Below are 2,674 nucleotides of genomic sequence, written 5' to 3' on the forward strand. Positions count from 1 at the left end.
CGGTACTGTTGGGCAAACAGAAACCGACCCAAACGCCTTGGGAGAGTCCGGCCTCTGGATTTTCAGTGGAGACATTGAGAATCTAAGCTGTCTCGTTGAACAAGGAATTTCCGATAGTGATAGGTCAAGAATCCCCCGTCAAGCTACGCTGTGACGGTGGGAGTATGTCAAATTTTGCTGAGAATACGCTGGACTATATCCATTCCTGTGAAGGCTTGCCAGCCAAAAAGACCTAAAATGACGGCATTAAGGGTAATATGGGTGATTCTGGCCAATTCATTGCCTTTTTGCATTAAAGGTACTAAAGCCGCACTGATCGAGATTAAACCCACCATCCCTAAACCCGCCAGCAGATGGGGACCGACAAATAATTTACCGTTATTAATATAAGTCACCGCCATACCCCCGATCGTCCCCAAGACCATTAAAGCGAGGATTAGGGAGCCAATTTGATAGTGTTTAGTGCGAAAATCCTTGGGCAATAATTCTTTTTTTAGGTCTTTATCTGCTGTACGCGTCCGTCGCCATTGTAGCCCCGAATAGAGGGCATAGATAGTTAATCCTAATAAAACCCACATGAGAATGGGATGGCCAAATTGTGACCAAGTTTTTACGGCACTGGGAATCTCGAAGTTCATAGTTGTCTGTTCTCATCAAAGATTGCTTCTTAATAAAAATTAACATGAATCGCTCACTCTTCCTTATTTTTCGGGTCAACAGACCTGTCAGACTAGATCAGCAAGATAGCTCACCATCACCACTACTCGCCGCTCCCCACTCTCCTATAGCTTTTAAACAGGATTTAGTAAGAATAATGCCAGAAGCGGCAAAAATAAGGGTTTCAACCTAGACGCAGTTTAGTGATAATTCTTTGACAATAGAGTTGAATTCCTTCTAACTTAGCTAGGGAAAATTTGGGTTTAATGGGAAGGATCAGTAAAGACATAAAACTCATCCGCAGCAAGCGATAAACAAGTATAGTTAAAGTCGTATGTTTTTCGAGACTGAGAAGATAACTATAGATATTATAAGTTAGTCTTAGATAACCATAGCGACGGGTGATAGAAGATGGTTCATGAATGATTTTAATCTGATTGGTAACAACGACTAAATAGCCTTGATTTGCGTATCTTCGGGAAAAATCAAAGTCTTCGTAGTAGAGAAAGTAATCGGGATCGAAATGGGGACAAGTGTAAAAATTAGAGAAATTAATTAATAAACTGCATCCCGTCACCCAGTCGGGAATTAGATAGGGTTTATCTCGATAGTCTAAGGATTCCTCTACTACGTTAATTGTGCCGATTTTGGCATTAAATTTTCCCCAACCAAACCAGATTTTACCATCCGGTTCGTAAATTTCTGTACCGGCGATGGCAACTTCCGGATATTGCTGAAAAAATTTGCTTGCTTTCTCCAGAGAGTCCGGTAATAAGTAAGCGTCAGGATTAACTAACCAAACGATAGCTTCTCTGTCTTGTTGATAAATCCAATCAAGTCCCAGATTACATCCTTTCCCAAATCCTAAATTTTCCCCCGCTTCAATAATCTTGACTCTTTGCGCTGCTAAAGATTGGATATTTTTATCTTCAATGGAATTATTAACAATGATGAGAGTAGCAGATAAGTCATCGTTGAAGGAAGCGATTAAACGCTTAATTAATTCCGCGCAATTGTAGTTAACGGTCAATAGATAAATCATTACAGATAAAAGGTAGAGAATTACTTTTTCTGAAGACGACAGAGATTAAAGTTTTCGATTTTGGTGGGAAAGGGTTGACAACTTTGGAAATCAATAACGAGATTTTCCTTCGCTAAATCCCCCACTATATCAGGGGATTTTTTATTAAAGTCCGTCTGGAGAATGTAGAGAGATTCTGGGGGAGTATTAGCAATAAATGTCTCGGCATTTTTTCGCATTAAAGTTCCCTCACTGACTCCAGTATTGCCTTTGAGTCTCACAAAACGAGTCGAAGCGGGAAAATAAGGGACGATAAAAGATGTTCCTTCATCTCCCCAGATAACAATCGTGGAATTTTCGTAGGGTTTTAATGCTTGACTATCGATACCAAAATAGTGATCTGACCATCCCATTCTCCACCAATCCATCGGTTTAACCGTAGTGACAATTAAGGAAAATATTACCAAATTTATGATTAATAATGGTTTCTTGCGAGGATAAAGATAGGCAATAATCAAAATAATTAAAGTGGGAGTGATTAATTCTAATGGCATTAGATAACGATAGATAGAAAATCCCACTAACCAAATAGAGTAAGCGGTCAGAGAAAAAGGCAGTAAAAACCCTAAAACTGCACCATGAGTTAAGTCAGCTTCAGAGGATAGATTGCGCTTAGAAATAGCACGAAAAATAATCACTACTATTAGTAAAATTATCAATAAATAGGTTATAGCTAATCGGCTATCTTGGAAAGGAACCTCAGATACAAGAGTTTGTCTCTGGATAAAATAAATAGGATAAAACAACCATTGCCAGATATCTTTAGGCAAATATTGTATCCCTTTAAAATTGTAGTCGGTTTCAATATAAGGAGATTGAAAGATTTTATTATAGAAGGGAAAAAGAGGATTAGCAAACTTTGTCCACATTAGGATAATCCAATAACCAGCAGTGAGACTAAAACCCACGGCCATTGAGAGAATTGATAGGATTAAA

2 protein-coding genes and 2 pseudogenes are annotated in these 2,674 nt (G+C 38.7%); 1 reads left to right on the plus strand and 3 read right to left on the minus strand.

Features of this window, described 5'->3' with window-relative positions; translation table 11 throughout:
• Positions 1-154, plus strand: a pseudogene (locus IM456_RS07700) (RNA-guided endonuclease TnpB family protein); the annotation flags it as partial.
• 13 nt (positions 155-167) lie between these two features.
• Here IM456_RS07700 and IM456_RS07705 read toward each other — a convergent pair.
• The 3 genes and pseudogenes from IM456_RS07705 to IM456_RS07715 form a co-directional block, all read right to left on the minus strand.
• Positions 168-638, minus strand: coding sequence for a DUF4079 domain-containing protein (locus IM456_RS07705; RefSeq protein WP_004162940.1), 471 nt, complete (start codon positions 636-638; stop codon positions 168-170).
• Between the two features lie 203 nt (positions 639-841).
• Positions 842-1,699, minus strand: a complete 858-nt coding sequence (locus IM456_RS07710; RefSeq protein WP_149985875.1) for a glycosyltransferase — start codon at positions 1,697-1,699, stop codon at positions 842-844.
• A 20-nt stretch (positions 1,700-1,719) separates the two neighbouring features.
• Positions 1,720-2,674 (minus strand): annotated as a pseudogene (locus IM456_RS07715) (hypothetical protein); the annotation flags it as partial.

The organism is Microcystis sp. M079S1 (assembly GCF_020246425.1).
Taxonomy (GTDB): domain Bacteria; phylum Cyanobacteriota; class Cyanobacteriia; order Cyanobacteriales; family Microcystaceae; genus Microcystis; species Microcystis aeruginosa.

What these genes read in the sequence shown, in the direction of transcription:
- IM456_RS07705 (WP_004162940.1), bottom strand. Translation starts at nt 638, where the DNA reads ATGAACTTCGAGATTCCCAGTGCCGTAAAAACTTGGTCACAATTTGGC.
- IM456_RS07710 (WP_149985875.1), bottom strand. Translation starts at nt 1,699, where the DNA reads ATGATTTATCTATTGACCGTTAACTACAATTGCGCGGAATTAATTAAG.